This window comes from Neobacillus rhizophilus (assembly GCF_018343535.1).
Taxonomy (GTDB): domain Bacteria; phylum Bacillota; class Bacilli; order Bacillales; family Cytobacillaceae; genus Neobacillus; species Neobacillus rhizophilus.
The window spans coordinates 295,813-313,291 of the sequence record NZ_JAGYPF010000002.1 but is presented as its reverse complement, the minus strand read 5'-3'; the positions used below and the strand labels follow the sequence as shown (position 1 = coordinate 313,291).

The following is a 17,479-nucleotide window of genomic DNA, read 5'->3' as shown; positions in this document are numbered from 1 at the left end:
CTCTATTAAACACCTTTTTGTAAAATTTTTGAAGAGGATTTAGGAATTTGGTAGGAATTTCATTTCATTAGGTTGCAAGATATGGGGATTTTTGAAGAATTAAGGAGAAAATTGGTAGTTTTCTGTTATAATAGGAGTGCAACGTGGATTGGGGGTTATATGAAAAGATGAAAAAAGTCATTGTGGCATTATTAGGGATTATTTTTATTATCGTTTTATATTTAGGACAGTCCCACTGGAAACAGCAAATTGCGGATACATCTGCGAATATGAAGACGGATTACTATACGACGCTTCAGAAGGACTATAAAAAGTCGCGCGGGACGGCTGGGAATGCTGCTGGCGGTGCCAGTTCGGCTGCGACTAAAGGGCAGCAGGATTTGATTAGCCTTACGAAAAATTGGCCATCTGGCGCTGTGGAGCGATTTAAGAAGACTCTGGCTGATGGATCTAAGTTTAAGATCTTATTTGTTGGATCTGGGGCTATCGGCTCTGAAGGTGACGGGACTTATCCGCTTGTGAAGAAGTCACTTGTCGATGCATTTGGAGCAAAACATATCGAGGTAGATTTGATTACATACAACTCAAACTCTAGCCAATTTTTAAAAGAGAAAAAAGAGAATGAAGTTGCTGGAGTCGGGGCAGATTTGATTATTTATGAACCGTTTATTTTGCAGAATAACGGTTCTGCTGTGGGGGCGGATAAGTCGTTAACGGATCTGTCGGTGGTGATGAAGGCTGTGAGTGCGGCTAAGCCTGAAACTTCCTATATCCTGCAGCCATCCATTCCACTTTATAAGGCGAAGAATTACCCTGTTCAAGTGGCACAGCTGAAGGATTATGCAAAGAAGAACGGAATTGCCTATTTGGATCACTGGACAGCATGGCCTGATCCGAATACAGAGGCTATTAAGGAATACTTATCACCGGACCAAACCGGACCGAGTGACAAAGGTGTACAAGTATGGAGCGAAGCATTGGCTGGGTATTTGATTAGTAAATAATTGTGGGAGCGGACCTTTTGAGGGTTCGCTTTTTTTGATGCATGGGGACGGTTCTTATGCATCAAAATGGGGTGATGCACGGGAACCGTCCCCGTGCATCCATGGCCCTCCGAAAATGGGCACAAAAAAACTGCTAGTTTTTTAGTCCAGCAGTCTTCCATTTATTATTAAAGTGCTACCAAATGTCTAAGGTCCTCTTTTAAATCTTCAATTAATTGATTCAGGGAAATTTCTTTTTCTTGCATGGCCTTGTCGTATGTTTTTTTGACAATCTCTGAAAAGTCAGCCTTCATGCTGATGTTTTCTACATTCTTCTCCACTCCGACCTGTCCCTCCATCATCTCATTGTTTTTCATAATAATAGAAAAGTAGCGGAATGTAAATAGATTTCCAGTTGATTTTTGTAGCAAATTTGTGAATATTGTAGAATTTTCTGCAGTAGGTGCTCTTTTTTGTTAATTTCTCACAAATTTTTCGACTTTCGAACAAAAAATTAGCAATCTATGGTAAAATACATAGAAAAATAGAAGAAAAAGAGGTGACTGCTACGTGAGTAAAACCGTCGTTCGGGCTCTGTCGACAACCGCCCTTCTCTCCATCGCCTATGCGGGAGCGGCCCATGCGGATACATATAAGGTTCAAAAAGGCGACACCTTATCGAAAATCGCCAATACATATAAAACGACTATAAATGATATTAAGTCGTTAAACGGGTTAAGTTCTGATCTCATTTATGCTGGACAAACATTGCAGATTCCGGGTCCTGGGGCTAGTGCAGCTCCTGCTCCTGCACCTTCTCCATCTGTGCAGCCAGCGGCTACTGCTACTTATACAGTTGTGAAGGGTGACGCCCTAATTAAGATTGCCAACCGCTTCAGCGTGACGGTCGGCGAGCTTCAACAGTGGAACAGCCTTAGCGGCACGTTGATTTTTCCAGGACAGGTATTGAAGGTATCAAACCCTAACGCTGGGGGTGCACCGGCTCCTGGGCCTGTGGTGGTTGTACCGCCGCCTGCTCCTTCGACTCCCGCTCCTGCCCCTAGTGCGGCTGCGACGCAGGATTATACGATTGCCCCAGGCGACAGCCTGAGCAAAATTGCGCTAAAATTCGGGACTACCGTGTCGCAATTAAAGTCTTTGAACGGGTTAAGTTCTGATATGATTTATGCCGGACAAACGCTGAAGGTCCCTGGGCAGAGTGATGCGGCACAGCCATCAGCTCCAGCCGTTCCCGCGGCACCAGCGCCGGCGACTCCGCCTCCAGCGGCATCGGACGTTTCCGATTATGTGATCAAAAGCGGTGATACACTTGGTGCCATAGCTGCTAAATTTAACATCACTGTTCAGGATCTGAAAGCGCTGAACAATTTAACTTATGATATGATTTATGCCGGCCAGACGCTAAAGGTGCCAGGCCAGACTTCGGTACCGGCGCCAGCTGGTGATTTGGGCACGCAGATGATTTCCGTGGGTAAAAGCTTAATGGGCATCCCGTATGCCTGGGGCGGCAGCACGCCGTCCGGCTTCGACTGCAGCGGCTTCATCTATTACGTGGCCAACCAAGCCGGCTACAAAATCGGCCGCACTTCCGCTGCCGGCTACTATGACCGCTCGTATTATGTCGACCAGCCTAAGGTTGGCGATCTGGTCTTTTTCCAAAACACCTATAAACAAGGTATCTCCCACATCGGGATCTACCTGGGCAACGACCAGTTCATCCACGCTAACGACGGCACCGGCGTGACGATTTCCAATTTAAAAAGCACGTATTATGCGTCGCACTTTGCTGCGTTTAAGCGGCTCTATTAAACTAGTTTGCAAGCCAGCCCTGTTTGTTATGGGGCTGGTTTTTTTGCTTGGAAGTAAGTTTGGGTTTTTGGAAAGTAAACTATTAAACTTGGAAAATATTTTGTTGGATGCGGGAAGTAAATTGTCTATTTTGGAAAGTATTTTTATAAAGAGGGAAAGTATATCCAAAAATAGGTAATTCCGAGAAGTCTCCCCCACTAACTTTAAACGATTTGGAACCATATTCTACACGCTCCTCCTATTTAATTACCATTTTTGGGATTTACTCGTCACTTTATCGGGTTTATTCGTCTATTTATCGGATTTACTCGCCAGATTTTGTTTTTTACTCGCCTAATTTCAGGATTTACTCGCTGAAATTTGTATTTCACTCACCTGACCTATTTTTCCACAGCTAAAAAGCCAGGCGGGCAGCCTGGCTCTGGTCATTTTCCATATTAAGTTGCTCGCATCTTCTTCTTTTTGTTTTTTCGATATACATTGTTTTCCAAAAGTTGCCCAATTAATCCCATCACCAGGCCGAAGAAGATTCCGTTAAACACTGGAGCGTCGAAAAGCGACAAATTTTTCAATATGGGGCCGTCATGCCAGAACAGGCCAAAATCCATCCCGAGGACGATTCCGAGGAAAAATCCTGACAGATAGGTCCTGTTCTCCACATTTCCTTCAAGTTTCTGATTATTCGTCTTGGCCGTGTTGTAGGCGTGCCAAATGGCGAAACCATAAAGTGATGGATAAAACAATCCCCAGCTGTAATCGATAGGTGGCTTGGCCTCCGGCAGGTTCCCATCAAACGAGAAGATTATGGCAAGATTTAATTTCGATTTCACATTGATGACGAATTCCAATATCAGTAACGTAAATCCCATTATATAATCGCGGTTGTAAAATTGGCCGAACCCCGGCAGCACCGTCGACCACAACATCGCTGCATAAGGGGATCTATATTGGTGGGTAGTTCTCATTAGGTCTTCCTCCCATAAGAAGTATATTTATATAATTTCAGCGCGTAAGTGGAAATCTCCTGCTAATCTCACAAATTTTGGGAATTTTGACATGCAACTTTCTACTACTTAGGAAGTAGTACCTAAGGTGTAAAGAGAATGGTTTGTGGAGTACCGCCATTAGAGGCGTGATTATTGATTGTCCTCCCCACGTGGACAAAGTCTATGGCCAAGTGCCTTACACTTTTGTGGGAGCGACTGACACCCTTTTTTGGGGAAATGACACCGTTTTTCTAAGAGCATTGAGCATTTGCTCCTCGTGTTGCGGATTTTTGGGTATAATAGAGGAATATGGATTTTTTGGGTAAAGGGAGCGATGCCTGTGAACGAGGTGTTACAGGGGCTTGCGGATGAGTTAAAAGATTTGCTGAATGCGAATGTGGCGGATGATGCGCGGCTAGTTCAGAAGGGGATGATGCTGTACCGGCAGGGTCTGGTGACGCAGCTTCGCTTTGAGAACGGAGAGTATACGGCAGTGGTGCAGGACGTATCGCCAGCAAAGGTGCGGTTGGACCCGGAGTTTTTGGGGATGAGTGATTGTTCGTGCCCTGGTGAGGAGCTGTGCCGGCATCAGTTAGCAGTGTTTTTTGCAGCGTACTCAAAGGAAGCGAGTGTTTCGGATTGGCTTGCGGAATGGCGAGAGCCGGTACGGGAGACGAAGTCGGTGGCGAGCTGGGGTCTGCAGGCTGCGAAGGATTTGGTGAAGGCGGCTGGGCTTATGAAGCCGGACTATGACCGCTGGGTGCAGTCGTTTGAGTCGAGTTTTGATGCGTTGGTTGCCTCTAAAAAACATACGAACCCGTATGTGGTCTCAGAGCTGTTTGGGATTCATATGAAGCGGGTCGGGGCGAGTGCGCCGGTGGAGAAGGAGTGGCGCCTGCTGTATGAGCTGGTCGCGTCGGTCGTGTCGTTTCGAAAGCTTTTGGTGTTGAGCGAAGAGCTTGGTTTTGAGGAACATGTTGTACGGAAAGCTTATGGACATTGTTTTGAAAATTTGCTGGAGGATTCGGCGGATTTTGTGGAACGGTTGGTCGTGCAGACGATGCCATTTGCGTTTGATGAGTTTATTGAGCGGCTGCGGGATGAGTCTCATGCTGTGCTAACTAGTGCGGCTGGGTATGATATTGAGCGGGTTTATATGCACCGAATGCTGTGGACGGAGCTATTTCGGAAGAAGGAGTGGCGGCAGGAGGAAGCTATAAGGATTGGCGCACGGCTGAAGGCGCTTGAGGAATCGGAGAATCCCCTGCCTTTTTCGGCTGCCATGATTCATTTATATTTCCTGCTTGGGAATGATGATCTGGCGTTGAAGCTTGCTGGCGGTGTGCCGGATGTTCGGTTTGTACCTTATATGGTGTACTGGATTGATTATTTTACAGGTGCGAAGCTTTGGCGCCGCGTGGAGCCTGTGATTGAGATGTTTTTGGGCAGGTTGAAGGAGTATTTGGATGGGCTTGAGTCCTATCAGAGCTGCTCTGCGTTTGTGCGGAGTGTGATGCGCTCCATCGCCCCGTATTGCTCGGAGAACGGAAGGCTAGATTTGTATGAGCGGGCTTTATTGGTGTCACTCCCCTACAGCTTTGCAGATTATGAGTATTTGTTGTTTGAGCGCGGCGATTATGACCGCTGGGGCGAGCTCCAGGCATTTGTCGGGCTGGATTTTTATGATTTGCCGAAGGACCGGGTGAAGGTCGTTGAGAAGGAGCGGCCCGAGGTACTGCTGGGGATGCTGCATCAGACGGCGCAGAAGGAGATCGACCAGAAAAACCGCGGGAGCTATAGGGCGGCGGTGCGGCACTTGAAGAAGCTGCGGACGTTATATAAGAAACTGAAACGCGTTGATGACTGGGAGTATTTTATTGAGGGTTTATTGGAACGAACGAAACGGTTGCGGGCTTTTCATGAGGAGTGTCAGAGGAGTAAGTTGATATAGGGCTGGTATCAGGCACCGTTCGTGGACATTTGTTCGAGTGGGTGGACAGTTTGGGGTTTTGGACTCTTGATTTGTTGTCGGGAGCGGTGCCTTAGACTTTATGCGAATTTGAGGATGGGCGAAAGCAGATGATTCCAATTCGCTAATAGAACATGAAAATTCGCCAATAGAAGGCCTAAATTCGCCAATAGAACTCGTCAATTCGCCAATAGAATGTGAAAATCCGCCAATAGAATGTAGTTTTTTGCGGACGAAGAACTTTTTTGCTGAAAACAGGTAACATATAAGGCTTTTTTGCAGGCAATTATAGATTAACTTACATACATTTATTTTTAAAATACCTTTTTTAAAGAAAAAAGGTATTAGAGGGCCGCCTTCTAAAGGGGTCCTCATATAAAGGAGCACGTTTTCCATGCTTAAAACCAGGTTTTTGAAATTGCTGACAACTAAATTAGGTGATGATCGGTTTCTGCTGACTGCCCAGGATGAGCGCGGCCGGGTTTTGATTCCTTCGAGGTGGAAGAATCTTGTCTTTAGCAGCCACGAGGAGAGTTTTTTCGGGACGGTACTGGATGAGATGACCGTGGATGGTGTCGAAGGAGTGGTGGTGAACGGCTGGCAGCTTGTGTCGCTTTTTGCCAAGGAGTCGTTCAACCGCTTTATTGAATGGGACTGGAATGAAGAGTCCGAGATTTGCTTGGCGGCCGCCAACTCCATGTACGAGGGCATTGTCGAAAAAGACTGGCACCCGGACTTTTCAGTATGGGGCCCGGACGGTGAATTTCGCTGGAAACTGCCAGAGCGGGTCAAAGATGAATTTCATCCCGAGTTTTGGGAGCAAATGGTGCATGGGGACGGTTCTCGTGCATCATCTGAGCCGGATGCTGGCGAGGAAGCAATGGATGCACCGGCCCACACCGCTCTCAACTATATTTCCGATTTGTATAACAGTGCGCTGGATTCTTTTTTGACTAGGAATAATGCAGCGAAGGAGCTGTTTGGACCGAAGCTTGATTTATTGAAGAAACAAAAGCTGTCGGGCTTGGAGCTGGCGCGTTACTTTGATGAGGAAAGCTGGCTCGAGTGGGTCGGAATCAAGGAGAGTGAAGCGCCGTTTACGATTGGCTTGCGGCTGGATGAGCCTGAAGACGGCGAAGGCGACTGGAGCCTGGATGTATTTTTGCGCGGGAAGAAAAATGTCGATGAGCTTGTCGATGTCGAGGATGTGAAGCGAATTCCGGCGAAGTGGCGGCCTTTTTTGGATAAGGTTGACCGTGAGCAGTTCCGCTGGGTGCGGCTGTTTCCGTGGCTGGGTGATGGTGAATCGGATGTCGATGGTGAACCAGCGGCCTTAAAAACGGAGCTCACCGAGGAAGAAGCGTGGATGTTTTTAACGGATGCGAGCGAGACGCTGCTGGCGCTGGATGTCGAAATCCTCCTCCCTTCCTGGTGGCAAGCGATGAAAAATGCCAATCTGCGTGTGAAGGCGTCTCTTAAGGGAACGTCAAGCCACCGGCCGTCGTTTGTTGGGCTGGATGCAATGCTCGACTTCAACTGGCGTTTTTCGATGAATGGTGTCGATTTGTCCGAAGATGAGTTCCATCAGCTTGTTGAAGAAAAGCGGCGGCTCGTCTATATTCGCGGCCGTTGGGTGAAGCTCGACCCGCAGTTCATTCGACAAATTCAGGATTTGATGAAACGTGCCGAAAAAGAGGGCCTGCAGGTTCGGGATTTGATTGAGCAAGAGCTTGTGGAGTCTGGTGAGGGCAGCGAAGAGGAACTAGAAAATCCGAAGGCGTTCGCGAAGATTCAGATTGAGCTGAACCGGCAGTGGAAGCAGATGGTGAAGCAACTGTCGGAGACGAATGAAATTCCGCTCGTGGATGTGCCTGAGGGCTTGAACGGTGAATTGAGGCCTTATCAGCAGCTAGGGATGAGCTGGCTGTGGTTTTTACGGCAGTACGGGTTTGGCGCTGTGTTAGCCGATGATATGGGGCTTGGGAAGACAATTCAGTTGATTTCTTATTTGTTGAAGGTGAAGGATGAAGCTGGGGACGTTATGAAGGAGGTTCCGGTTGTGGAGGCGCCGGTCGTGGCTGATACTTTTGATAATCAGACTTTGGCACCAGGCAACGATGGCGGAGATGGTAAAAACGTTTCTACCATGGAAAGCATGGATTCGGCTGTTGGCAAGGATGGCGAAGTTGACATTGTTTCCACTGTGGAAACGGAAACCACCCCCTCCTCCCTGCCTATTGCACCTGCGGATGCAAAACCGCGCCGGAGGAAAAAAGAGGTTGCTGCTCCTGCCAAGGTACCGACGAACGCAGCGTTAATCATCTGCCCTACGTCTGTACTCGGAAACTGGCAGAAAGAACTTGAGCGATTCGCCCCGGAGATGGAGGTATACCTCCACTACGGCTCGAACCGCCTAAAAGAGGCAGCATTTTCTGAAAAAACACGGGATGTAGATGTGGTGCTAACCTCCTACGGGATCAGCCATCTGGATTCCGAAGAATTCGAATCCGTTCAGTGGAGCACGATTGCCATCGATGAGGCGCAGAACATTAAGAATGCCCAAACGAAGCAATCCAAAGCGGTTCGTAGATTGCGCGGCCGGCATCATGTAGCCCTGACCGGGACGCCGATGGAAAACCGCCTGTCCGAGCTGTGGTCGATTTTTGATTTTACCAATCACGGCTACCTTGGAAGCTTAGGCCAGTTCCAGAAACGGTACATCATCCCGATTGAAAAGGATGAAAAGAAAGATAAAATCCAGCAGCTGCAGTCTTTGATTCGTCCGTTCCTGTTGCGGCGGACGAAAAAGGATGAGGAAGTCGCGCTGAACCTCCCTGATAAGCTGGAGCAGAAGGAATACATCCCGCTTACGGCTGAGCAGGCGTCGCTTTATGAGCAGCTCATACACGATACGTTTGAGCAGATTGAAAAATTGACCGGCTTTGAACGCAAGGGGTTAGTGCTGCAAATGCTGAGTCGCTTGAAGCAGCTGTGCAACCACCCTGCCCTCTACTTGAAGGAAAAATCAGCAGGCCGGGAGCTTCTTGAACGTTCCAACAAATTGGAGAAGCTTGTCGAACTGATTGATGCGGTTTTGGACCAGGGAGAAAGTTGTCTGATTTTCACCCAATATATTGAAATGGGCGAAATGATTCGGAGTACGCTGAAGAAGAAATTTGGCATCGAGGTACCTTTTTTAAACGGAAGTGTGCCGAAGACGCAGCGTGATACGATGATTGAGCGGTTCCAGAACGGGGAGTTCCCTGTGTTCCTGCTGTCGTTGAAGGCGGGCGGAACCGGGTTAAACTTGACTGCGGCGAACCACGTCATCCACTACGACCGCTGGTGGAACCCGGCCGTTGAAAACCAAGCGACCGACCGGGCCTATCGGATTGGCCAATCCCGCTTCGTGCATGTGCACAAACTAATTTGTACCGGCACGCTCGAGGAAAAAATCGACGCCATGTTGGAGAAGAAGCAGTTTTTGAATGACCAGATTATCCAGAGTGAGAACTGGATTACGGAGCTTTCGACGGATGAATTAAGGGATTTGGTTCATCTTGGATAATGGTGACAGGCACCGCGCGTGGACATTTGTCCACCCATGGAGGACAGCGGCTATAGAGGCCGCTGTTTTTTTATTTCGTTTCTGTAAGTACTCCTATTCCACTTTAAGTGTAATTTCTTTTTCTGTAAATCCTCCTCGAGCTTTAAGGACAAAACCTTTTGCGTCAGCAGGGACATCAAAAACAATTTCCTCACTCCATAAACTATTTGTTTACATTTTAACATTATGAGCGAATAACAAAGACAACTCAATTTTTGGGAGAAAAAATGGTTCTCTCTTTACTTAACCTGCCCCGTTAGAGCAAAAAAAAGGACTGCCGCAGCAGTCCCCATCTAAGTGTCACTTGTCCCTTTTAGCTTATTTATTGAAATTAAAAATAAAGAGATAAGGAAAACATCACCTATAGTTCAAATATTCTGCCTGCTTCCCTTCGCTAAATGTAGGTGGTCACCATACCGTTGTAGTAGTTGATCCAGTACAGGAGTTACCCCCCCCTCTGCACTGTTACAGTAGTTGTTGCAGTTACAGGAGCTACTCCATCTGCAATCGCAGTGGCGATATTTGTAACAGTAGGTCCTGCAGAACCTAGCACCCTTATTACAACCGTTATAGTGGCAGAACTTAACGGAGCAAGTGAAGGTGTTGTAAAGGTTACCAATGTTGGGTTTCCGGCTGGTGTTTCAGTAGTCGTAAATCCTGCTGGGGCATTCGTTGACACAAGGTTGGTACCTGCTGGTATCGGCTCGGATATCAGTAAATTGGTTAGGGGTGCGGTTCCCGTATTTGACACCACAATGGTGTAGGTAAGCAGTTGCCCTACCGACACAGGATTTGGCGCTGCAGTTTTCATCATTGTCAGGGTACCAACCCCCCCTCCCCCTGGAGTTGTGGTGATAGTTGGGATTAAATCTAGGATATTTTCAAACTTGAACTCCAACAGCATTTCTTTCTTGATGACGTCACGAAGGGTCCTTTGAACACTAGCATCAATATCAAGAAGATTAGACAACGAAACGGTTGCAGGTGAAAATGTAGTTCTTGTTGGGGTTAGTGTACCAAGAACAAGTTGAAGTTTTTCAGCTTCTGCATTCAAAACGTGAGCAAGAGCCAACTCCTCAAGAGCAACGGAAGCCAGTAACAATGGAACAGTTTGCCCCACACTAAGCGAAATGGTAGGCGTTATATTCGGTATGCCAGGTAAAGACACTACTCTTCAACTCCTTAAAAATTATAAGTCCTTGACATTCTACTCGATTTTTTTTATTGAGACTGTACTATTGTCCCTAATGGATAAAATTCTTATATCTTCATCGGCCCAATGCCCGATCTCCTTTTGCTAAACGTACTGGACTTACTGTTGATGAAGTTAGAAGCATAGCAAAATCTAAGGAGAACTAAACATACTAAAATTTTGAAAAGAAAAACAGCCCTTATACATGATAATGACTGTTCTTCCTTCCTAAGCCGCCAATATCGTAACAAAAATGTCAATGGATTCTTCCATTCTTACAAATGGTTTATTCCAAATCCAATGAATAATTCGTTCCAATATGAATGCTTCAAACACTTTTATAAAAAGGAAACCCATTAAAATCAAAATTATTTTAAACGACCATTTTATATATTTCTTTCTCTCTATTTCCAAATGAGTTCTCTCCCATTTCTACTATCATTAAACAGATTACTAAAAACAATAGGACAATATCATTTGAAGATTTTGGGTTTTGGGAAAATCAGAACTTTATTGACATTTAAAGCTTATATGTTATCTTTTACTTATAACAAGGAAATGGACACAGTTACTGACGACATTTGTGGAAATGACCACAGGGAAGCTGTGTTTTATATAGTGTCGGGTCGTCTGGGCAGAGATAAGGATTATTTCCTTATCTCTTTTTTATTACATTTTTTCAGGAGGGCTTGTAATGGAAAAAATCATTTTGGATGGAAATGTCGTTGCACAAGAAATTAAAGAAGGCTTGAAATCACGTATTGATCTATTAAAAAATAAAGGTATAACCCCATGCCTCGCAACGATTTTAGTTGGTGATAATCCCGCTTCAGAGACCTATGTAAGAATGAAAGGAAATGCTTGCAAAAGACTGGGCATAGAATCTATTCGTGTTCATTTGCCTGAAGAAACAGGGACATTGGAGCTGATAGAAACGATTAAAGAATTAAATAACGATCCCTCGGTTCACGGTATTCTTTTGCAGCATCCCGTTCCTTCGCAAATTGATGAACGTGCCGCTTTTGAAGCCATAGATATTCGAAAAGATGTGGACGGTGTCACAAGTACAGGGTTCGGACAGACTGCATTAGGGTTTGGACAATATCCTTCCTGTACACCAGCAGCAATTATGAAAATGCTAGACTACTACCAGATTCCCATTGAGGGTAAACATGCTGTCGTAGTGGGGAGAAGCCCTATTTTAGGGAAACCTGTTTCTGCATTACTCCTTAATGCAAACGCGACCGTAACGACTTGCCATTCAAAAACAGCCAATTTACCTGAAATCTTAAAACATGCTGATATTGTTGTGGCAGCGGTTGGACTGCCTAAATTTATTCAGGGAAGCTGGTTAAAGCAGGGTTCCGTTGTATTAGATGCAGGTTACAATAAAGGCAATGTTGGGGATATTGATTATGACACATGTTACGAAGCGGCAAGTGCCATCACTCCTGTTCCAGGGGGTATTGGTCCAATTACCATTGCGACCTTGTTGAAACATACGGTTGATTCCGCAGAGAAACTGTAAGTGACAACACACATCAAAAGACCCGGCACGCTCCAGTACCGGGTCTCTTGATTACAAGAAATTTATTTTTCAAAAATTAATTTAAAATAATTAGCTTGACGGTTTTTCTGCCCCAGACTCTTGCTTCTGCACTGTTTGGTTTGAGAACGTCGATACGGTGGCCTTTGATAGCGCCGCCAGTGTCTCCAGCAATCGCTTCGCCATAGCCTTCGACCCATACACGTGAACCAAGCGGGATAACAGACGGATCGACTGCAATCAATTTCATATTTGGATTGGCCTCGATGTTGTAGCCCAATTTCGTTATCGAGCCTGAATCTTCATGGCTGTAAGCGGTTGCGGTAACGTACATTTCCTTGCCGCTAAGACTAGCGCTAGAGGTATCCTGCGCTGGTGCGGAAGCTGCGCGTGCGCTTGCCTGCTGCTGAGCAATTGCCGCTTGAATGCCGGCCATTTGTGACTGAACTTTTGCTTTGTCCTGCTCGGCTAGAGCCAATTGTTGCGTAATTTGATTATATTTATCCTGCATGGCCGTTAGGACTTCCTGACGCTTTTGCAGGTTTTGATCTAGTTCGGATTGCTTGTTGGCAAGGACGGTTTTCTGCTCCTCTAAAACCTGTTCCTGCTTATCGATTTCCTTTTTATCGTCTTCAATTTTCTGAAGGTCTGCCTTTTGGGCGTTCAAAATATCTTTGTCAGCATCCATCAATGTCGAGACTGCGCTTGCACGCTTAATGAAATCGGAGATGCTGTCAGATTCTAAGAATACGTTCATGACGATATTGAAATTGTCACTTTGCTGCATGGCCACGGCCCGCTTTTTCATGATGTCTTTACGGCCGAGAATTTTATCCTCCAGCGCGACAATCTCTTCTTTCTTTTGTTCAATCAGCTTGTTCACTTCGTCGATTTTGGCCTGAGTTTGGGCCATTTCTTCTTGGTTCTTTGTAATATATGCATATATTGAATCTAGTTCTTTCTGAATTCCTTGTATTTCTTGATTAACAGCTTGCTGTTCTTGTTTTTGCTGATTCACAATTTGCTGTTTTTCCTGGAGCTGCTGTTGAGCATTGCGAAGTGCTTCACTGCTTGTTTGTGCATATGTAACCATGGTGCCGCCTGATGCGTATGTAGCGATTGCAAGTACTACTAGTAAAATACGCTTGATCGTCGATTGCATATACTCCCCTCCTCGTTATACTATTTATAACAGACAAACTTGCCAGTTATGTTACAAAAATATTAAAAGAATATCACAAATCGACTTATTCATGATAAAAATAGCTGTTTTATGGCAAAAAAGTGTCATAAATCAAAAAATTGGGTATTTATTGGAAAATTGTAGGTAAAGGTGTCGGGCACCGTACGTGGACATTTGTCCGTGTGCGGTGGACACTTCTGTTGAGGCGAAAGTCCTGTATTGGGGTTGAAATTTACCTTTTTTAAAATTTACTCGTCGATTTCGTGAGATTACTCGTTAAAAATTAGGATTTACTCGCCAACTTTTGACTTTTACTCGCTGAATTTCATGATTTACTCGCCTCAATCTAGATTTTACACGCCGGACCCCCATCTCAAGCGTACCCCAACTACCTAAAAAGCCAGGCGTCCAGCCTGGCTCAGGTATTTTTTCAATGACCTTTTTGGGGTGATTACCATTTATTTGGATATACTTTCCGATTTGGTGAGTTTACTTTCCAAATGGGGCTAAATACTTTCCACTTTCATCATTTTTCTACCACTTTATGGCCAAATACTTTCCAAAAAATCTGATTTACTTTCCAACTTGATTTTCAGAGGGAATCCCTCCCTAAAAAACCAGGCGTCCAGCCTGGCTCAGGTATTTTTCGATGACCTTTTTGGGGTGATTACCATTTATTTGGATATACTTTCCGATTTGGTGAGTTTACTTTCCAAATGGGGCAAAATACTTTCCACTTTCATCATTTTTCTTCCACTTTATGGCCAAATACTTTCCAAAAAATCTGATTTACTTTCCAACTTGATTTTCAGAGGGAATCCCTCCCTAAAAAGCCAGGCGTCCAGCCTGGCTCAGGTATTTTTCGATGATCTTTTTGGGGTGATTACCATTTATTTGGATATACTTTCCGATTTGGTGAGTTTACTTTCCAAATGGGGCTAAATACTTTCCACTTTCATCATTTTTCTACCACTTTATGGCCAAATACTTTCCAAAAAACCTGATTTACTTTCCAAACTTGATTTTCAGAGGGAATCCCTCCCTAAAAAGCCAGGCGTCCAGCCTGGCTCAGGTATTTTTCGATGACCTTTTCGGGGTGATTACCATTTATTTGGATATACCTTCCGATTTGGTGAGTTTACTTTCCAAATGGGGCTAAATACTTTCCACTTTCATCATTTTTCTTCCACTTTATGGCCAAATACTTACCAAAAAATCTGATTTACTTTCCAAACTGTTTTTTCAGGGAGATCCACCCCCAAAAAAGAAAAGGCAAAAGACTTGGCCAAGTACTCGCCATCTTTTGCCCTTTTAAGGTGGTTCCCGCTATAAACTACAATTTTCGAAGTATTCCTCCTTGTAGTTTAAAACAATCACTAGTATCTTTAAGTTTCTTTTCCGCCGACGCAGTACGCCGTTTTTTCCTTATTAATAAACTTGTTTTTTCGAAAGGGAAATGTCGAAGGGCTGTCACTTTGGTTCCTTCAACCAGAACAAAGTGACTCAGAATCTCATAGATTTCCTCCTCTAGGATTTCATCTTCACCTATTAGAATCTCTATTTTATTTTCGTTGTATATTATTTGGAAGTCTTGATCACAGAAATTAATGGGCATTTTCCCACCGTTTTCAATGGGGATATATTGGTATGAGGGGTTCATAGTTGTGTAAGATAACTGACGTGAAAGTATGAATACGTCAATAAAATTAGGTTTTCTTTTTAATCGCCATTCCTTGCTGCTAATTTGTTCACCCACTATTACTAAAAAAGTTTTTTCCATGAAAAACCTCCAGATTTGACATATATCTACATCACTTCATATTATTCGACAATAATTTAAATATTCCTTTTCAGCAAAATTGGGAAAATCACATTTTTTTAATCACCGTGCACTCTTGTCACATCACTCACTGTGAAGGATACGCACATTTAGACTATGGGCCATTTTTTCCCGTTATCGTAGAGGCAGGATTTGTTTTTTTGATGGCGGTGAAAAGGATGTCTCTAGCGGAAAAATTGAAGAAGCTTCGTGATCGGCAAAACTGGTCCTAGGACACGCTGGCCAGCATGATGAATCTACATTGCTCGACGATCAGCCGATTTGAGAAACGGTCGCAGCGTACCCACTTATCAAACATTGCTGCAGTTTGCGGAAATTTTTAAACTAGACAAGGATTATTTGCTCGGGGAGTTGAATCAGGGCGATTTCCCACAGGCGGAGCCGGGCTTTCTCGCTAAGAAAACCCTGGAGAATCCCGATTTGGCGATTATTTATGAGTTGCTTCAAAAAGAACCTGAGTTAAAGAAGGCCCTGGTGGAGCTACACTTAATGGCACCCAAGCGCCGGGCGTTTTATGCGGATATGATCGCAAGCCTCGTTAGAGCAAATAAACGGCATAGGGATAAGATTTAGTGATAGGAAAAATCGAAGAAGCCGCTGACACGAGATCAGCGGCTTCTTTTTAAAAAACAGGGGGTTTTGCTATTAGTATGGCCAAATTGTGGGTTTTTATACCAATCCTAAACTGAACGTTAAAAAAACCTCTAAAGATGGAGGCTTTTTATAAAAATAATATCAAATTAAGCCACGCTTTTTACTTTTATTTAAGCTTGTAATTGTGTCCATAATAATTCGTGTGTTTTGTTTGAATTGTCTGTTCTGTTGTTCAAAGTACCTTTTACTTTCGTCAACAGTACCGGAGGCTATAAGAATAACTTTTTCTTTTTCAAATCGAATTTGATTTTCGCTCATTAGTCTAATCCTCCTAACAATTTAGTGACAAACCCACGATATAACTGTGATTCTGAATTAAGTATAGCATCAAACACATCTTTTTGAAACCGTTCCATGATTTCTTCTGTAAAATCATCAGAAACCGGGTAATGTAAGCACAGTATATACTTAGAAGCCTTAATCGTAAAATATAATAATTGTTTTTCTGGCTGATAAAATAATTTATTTTCCAAGGAATCTAAATAGGTTTGCACCACAAATGAAGTGTTATCTGCTAAAGAGTAGCTCCTGTTGTCATCACCTGCTATTCCTGTTGCCTCAAGTAAAATTAGTTCCTGAGAGTCAGGAAAAATTTTGTACATCGTAATTCCACAGCAAGGTTCAAAATAACCTATATTCTTTTCAAAGACTGTACCTTTTTTATAAAGAATATCCCCACCATCCATTAATGCTTGAATATGAGCAAGGAAAAGCCTACAGTTTGTTATTTGCCCCTCTTTAATAAAATCTAACAGCTTAAAAGAAAATTCCGTATGTTTTTGATGTAATGAAGCATTCTGAATATGCTGGTGAATAATCGGCTCAATCGCTAATAGCGTTCTAGCTTGTCGGAATAAGTCACTTAAGTATTCTTTAATTTTTTCTAAGGGCGCAATGCCGAGATTAAGCGGTTCAAAATAATTACCTTTAGTTACTAAATCGTGTATGAATCCAAAGACATAAGAATCAATATGGCTATTACTAGGGTATGATGAATGACCTTTCCATATTTCTTCAGCAATCTCACTATAAGAATCAGGATGTTGTCCATTCACCTCAATATATTGTTGTATTTTTTCTTCAAATTGGCTGTTCATTCTCCAATATAAATCAGATACACTCCGTTCTATAAATGGAATAACAGTTTTATTTTCATTATTTGCTCTTAAAAATTCCAGGTGTGTTACGGTCGCCCCATATTCCTGATAGTAACTGCCTCCCTTATTTGAAATAAGCAGGATGAAGATATCACTTTCTGAAACAGCTTCTAAACAACGCTGTACAGACTGGGCTCGTGGCCAAGGACCTATGTTTCTTTCATACATAACTGGATGATGAGCCATCCCTTTTAATTCATCAAATAACTGGTTTCTAAGAGGACTTAAACTATCTTGTCCCACAGAACTTATGAATATTTTTAAAGGATTAGACATATTTTCCTCCAATATCAATTGCTAAATTATTTATTTCGACAGTAACATGAGAATTCCTATAACAGATTAATAAAATTATTAATGGATAAGCAGAGCAACGTAGGAGAATGTTCAATCATATATTCTTACAAAAAAATCCCGGCAAAAACGCTGCCGGAATTCCAAAAATGAGGCTGGTTCAGGAGAGATGTTTGATTCTCTTTTTCAACGGGGGCAGTTCGGGGAAATTAGTTGAGAATCGCGAACGACAGGCTTT

Annotated in this window: 14 protein-coding genes, 1 pseudogene and 1 riboswitch; of the genes and pseudogenes, 6 read left to right on the top strand and 9 right to left on the bottom strand. The window is 43.8% G+C overall.

The genetic code is table 11. The features are described 5' to 3' along the window. Window positions 1-143: 143 nt before the first annotated feature. A complete protein-coding gene (locus KHA99_RS09460) occupies window positions 144-1,004 on the top strand; it encodes an SGNH/GDSL hydrolase family protein (protein WP_213117206.1) in 861 nt (286 codons plus the stop codon). 167 nt (window positions 1,005-1,171) lie between these two features. Here KHA99_RS09460 and KHA99_RS09455 read toward each other — a convergent pair whose 3' ends face one another. After that, window positions 1,172-1,324 (bottom strand): YwzD family small protein, encoded by a 153-nt coding sequence (locus KHA99_RS09455; RefSeq protein ID WP_213117205.1) that lies wholly within the window; start codon window positions 1,322-1,324, stop codon window positions 1,172-1,174. A gap of 229 nt (window positions 1,325-1,553) precedes the next feature. On the opposite strand from KHA99_RS09455, the gene KHA99_RS09450 reads away from it, so the two are divergent. After that, window positions 1,554-2,813: a C40 family peptidase gene (locus KHA99_RS09450; RefSeq protein ID WP_213117204.1), complete on the top strand. Its 1,260-nt coding sequence runs from the start codon at window positions 1,554-1,556 to the stop codon at window positions 2,811-2,813. A 437-nt stretch (window positions 2,814-3,250) separates the two neighbouring features. Here the strand turns inward: KHA99_RS09450 and KHA99_RS09445 are convergent, their stop codons facing one another. Further along, window positions 3,251-3,778 carry a hypothetical protein gene (locus KHA99_RS09445; RefSeq protein ID WP_213117203.1) on the bottom strand — a complete coding sequence of 176 codons (528 nt, stop codon included), beginning with the start codon at window positions 3,776-3,778 and terminating at the stop codon, window positions 3,251-3,253. 355 nt (window positions 3,779-4,133) lie between these two features. Between KHA99_RS09445 and KHA99_RS09440 the strand changes: the two genes are divergently transcribed. After that, window positions 4,134-5,750, top strand: coding sequence for an SWIM zinc finger family protein (locus KHA99_RS09440; RefSeq protein ID WP_213117202.1), 1,617 nt, complete (start codon window positions 4,134-4,136; stop codon window positions 5,748-5,750). 412 nt (window positions 5,751-6,162) lie between these two features. After that, window positions 6,163-9,336: a DEAD/DEAH box helicase gene (locus tag KHA99_RS09435; RefSeq protein WP_213117201.1), complete on the top strand. Its 3,174-nt coding sequence runs from the start codon at window positions 6,163-6,165 to the stop codon at window positions 9,334-9,336. Window positions 9,337-9,429: 93 nt separating this feature from the next. Here KHA99_RS09435 and KHA99_RS30725 read toward each other — a convergent pair. The 3 genes and pseudogenes from KHA99_RS30725 to KHA99_RS09425 form a co-directional block, all read right to left on the bottom strand. Next, a pseudogene (locus KHA99_RS30725) lies at window positions 9,430-9,525 on the bottom strand (DUF4352 domain-containing protein); the annotation flags it as partial. Between the two features lie 295 nt (window positions 9,526-9,820). Further along, entirely contained in the window at window positions 9,821-10,543 is a 723-nt protein-coding gene (locus tag KHA99_RS31330) for an alpha-helical endospore appendage domain-containing protein (protein ID WP_213117200.1), read from the bottom strand. A gap of 252 nt (window positions 10,544-10,795) precedes the next feature. Then, on the bottom strand, window positions 10,796-10,981 hold the full coding sequence (locus tag KHA99_RS09425) for a hypothetical protein (RefSeq protein ID WP_213117199.1): 186 nt from the start codon (window positions 10,979-10,981) through the stop codon (window positions 10,796-10,798). 143 nt (window positions 10,982-11,124) lie between these two features. Beyond that, window positions 11,125-11,210: riboswitch (ZMP/ZTP riboswitch) on the top strand. Window positions 11,211-11,261: 51 nt separating this feature from the next. On the opposite strand from KHA99_RS09425, the gene KHA99_RS09420 reads away from it, so the two are divergent. Then, the gene (locus KHA99_RS09420) at window positions 11,262-12,095 is read left to right on the top strand and encodes a bifunctional 5,10-methylenetetrahydrofolate dehydrogenase/5,10-methenyltetrahydrofolate cyclohydrolase (protein WP_213117198.1); all 834 of its coding nucleotides are present in this window, start codon (window positions 11,262-11,264) and stop codon (window positions 12,093-12,095) included. A 76-nt stretch (window positions 12,096-12,171) separates the two neighbouring features. On the opposite strand, the gene KHA99_RS09415 is transcribed toward KHA99_RS09420, so the two are convergent. Further along, window positions 12,172-13,275, bottom strand: coding sequence for a 3D domain-containing protein (locus KHA99_RS09415; RefSeq protein ID WP_213117197.1), 1,104 nt, complete (start codon window positions 13,273-13,275; stop codon window positions 12,172-12,174). A gap of 1,354 nt (window positions 13,276-14,629) precedes the next feature. Further along, window positions 14,630-15,076: a hypothetical protein gene (locus KHA99_RS09410; protein WP_213117196.1), complete on the bottom strand. Its 447-nt coding sequence runs from the start codon at window positions 15,074-15,076 to the stop codon at window positions 14,630-14,632. A gap of 321 nt (window positions 15,077-15,397) precedes the next feature. On the opposite strand from KHA99_RS09410, the gene KHA99_RS09405 reads away from it, so the two are divergent. After that, window positions 15,398-15,709 (top strand): hypothetical protein, encoded by a 312-nt coding sequence (locus tag KHA99_RS09405; RefSeq protein ID WP_213117195.1) that lies wholly within the window; start codon window positions 15,398-15,400, stop codon window positions 15,707-15,709. A 162-nt stretch (window positions 15,710-15,871) separates the two neighbouring features. Here KHA99_RS09405 and KHA99_RS09400 read toward each other — a convergent pair whose 3' ends face one another. Then, a complete protein-coding gene (locus tag KHA99_RS09400) occupies window positions 15,872-16,048 on the bottom strand; it encodes a hypothetical protein (protein WP_213117194.1) in 177 nt (58 codons plus the stop codon). Next, on the bottom strand, window positions 16,048-17,223 hold the full coding sequence (locus tag KHA99_RS09395; RefSeq protein ID WP_213117193.1) for a DUF4062 domain-containing protein: 1,176 nt from the start codon (window positions 17,221-17,223) through the stop codon (window positions 16,048-16,050). Before KHA99_RS09395 ends, KHA99_RS09400 begins: the two co-directional genes overlap by 1 nt. Window positions 17,224-17,479: the final 256 nt, after the last annotated feature.

Coding starts and splice junctions, on each gene's coding strand:
- KHA99_RS09410 (WP_213117196.1), bottom strand. CDS start 15,076: ATGGAAAAAACTTTTTTAGTAATAGTGGGTGAACAAATTAGCAGCAAG.
- KHA99_RS09420 (WP_213117198.1), top strand. CDS start 11,262: ATGGAAAAAATCATTTTGGATGGAAATGTCGTTGCACAAGAAATTAAA.
- KHA99_RS09440 (WP_213117202.1), top strand. CDS start 4,134: ATGCCTGTGAACGAGGTGTTACAGGGGCTTGCGGATGAGTTAAAAGAT.
- KHA99_RS09400 (WP_213117194.1), bottom strand. CDS start 16,048: ATGAGCGAAAATCAAATTCGATTTGAAAAAGAAAAAGTTATTCTTATA.
- KHA99_RS09435 (WP_213117201.1), top strand. CDS start 6,163: ATGCTTAAAACCAGGTTTTTGAAATTGCTGACAACTAAATTAGGTGAT.
- KHA99_RS09415 (WP_213117197.1), bottom strand. CDS start 13,275: ATGCAATCGACGATCAAGCGTATTTTACTAGTAGTACTTGCAATCGCT.
- KHA99_RS09395 (WP_213117193.1), bottom strand. CDS start 17,223: ATGTCTAATCCTTTAAAAATATTCATAAGTTCTGTGGGACAAGATAGT.
- KHA99_RS09445 (WP_213117203.1), bottom strand. CDS start 3,778: ATGAGAACTACCCACCAATATAGATCCCCTTATGCAGCGATGTTGTGG.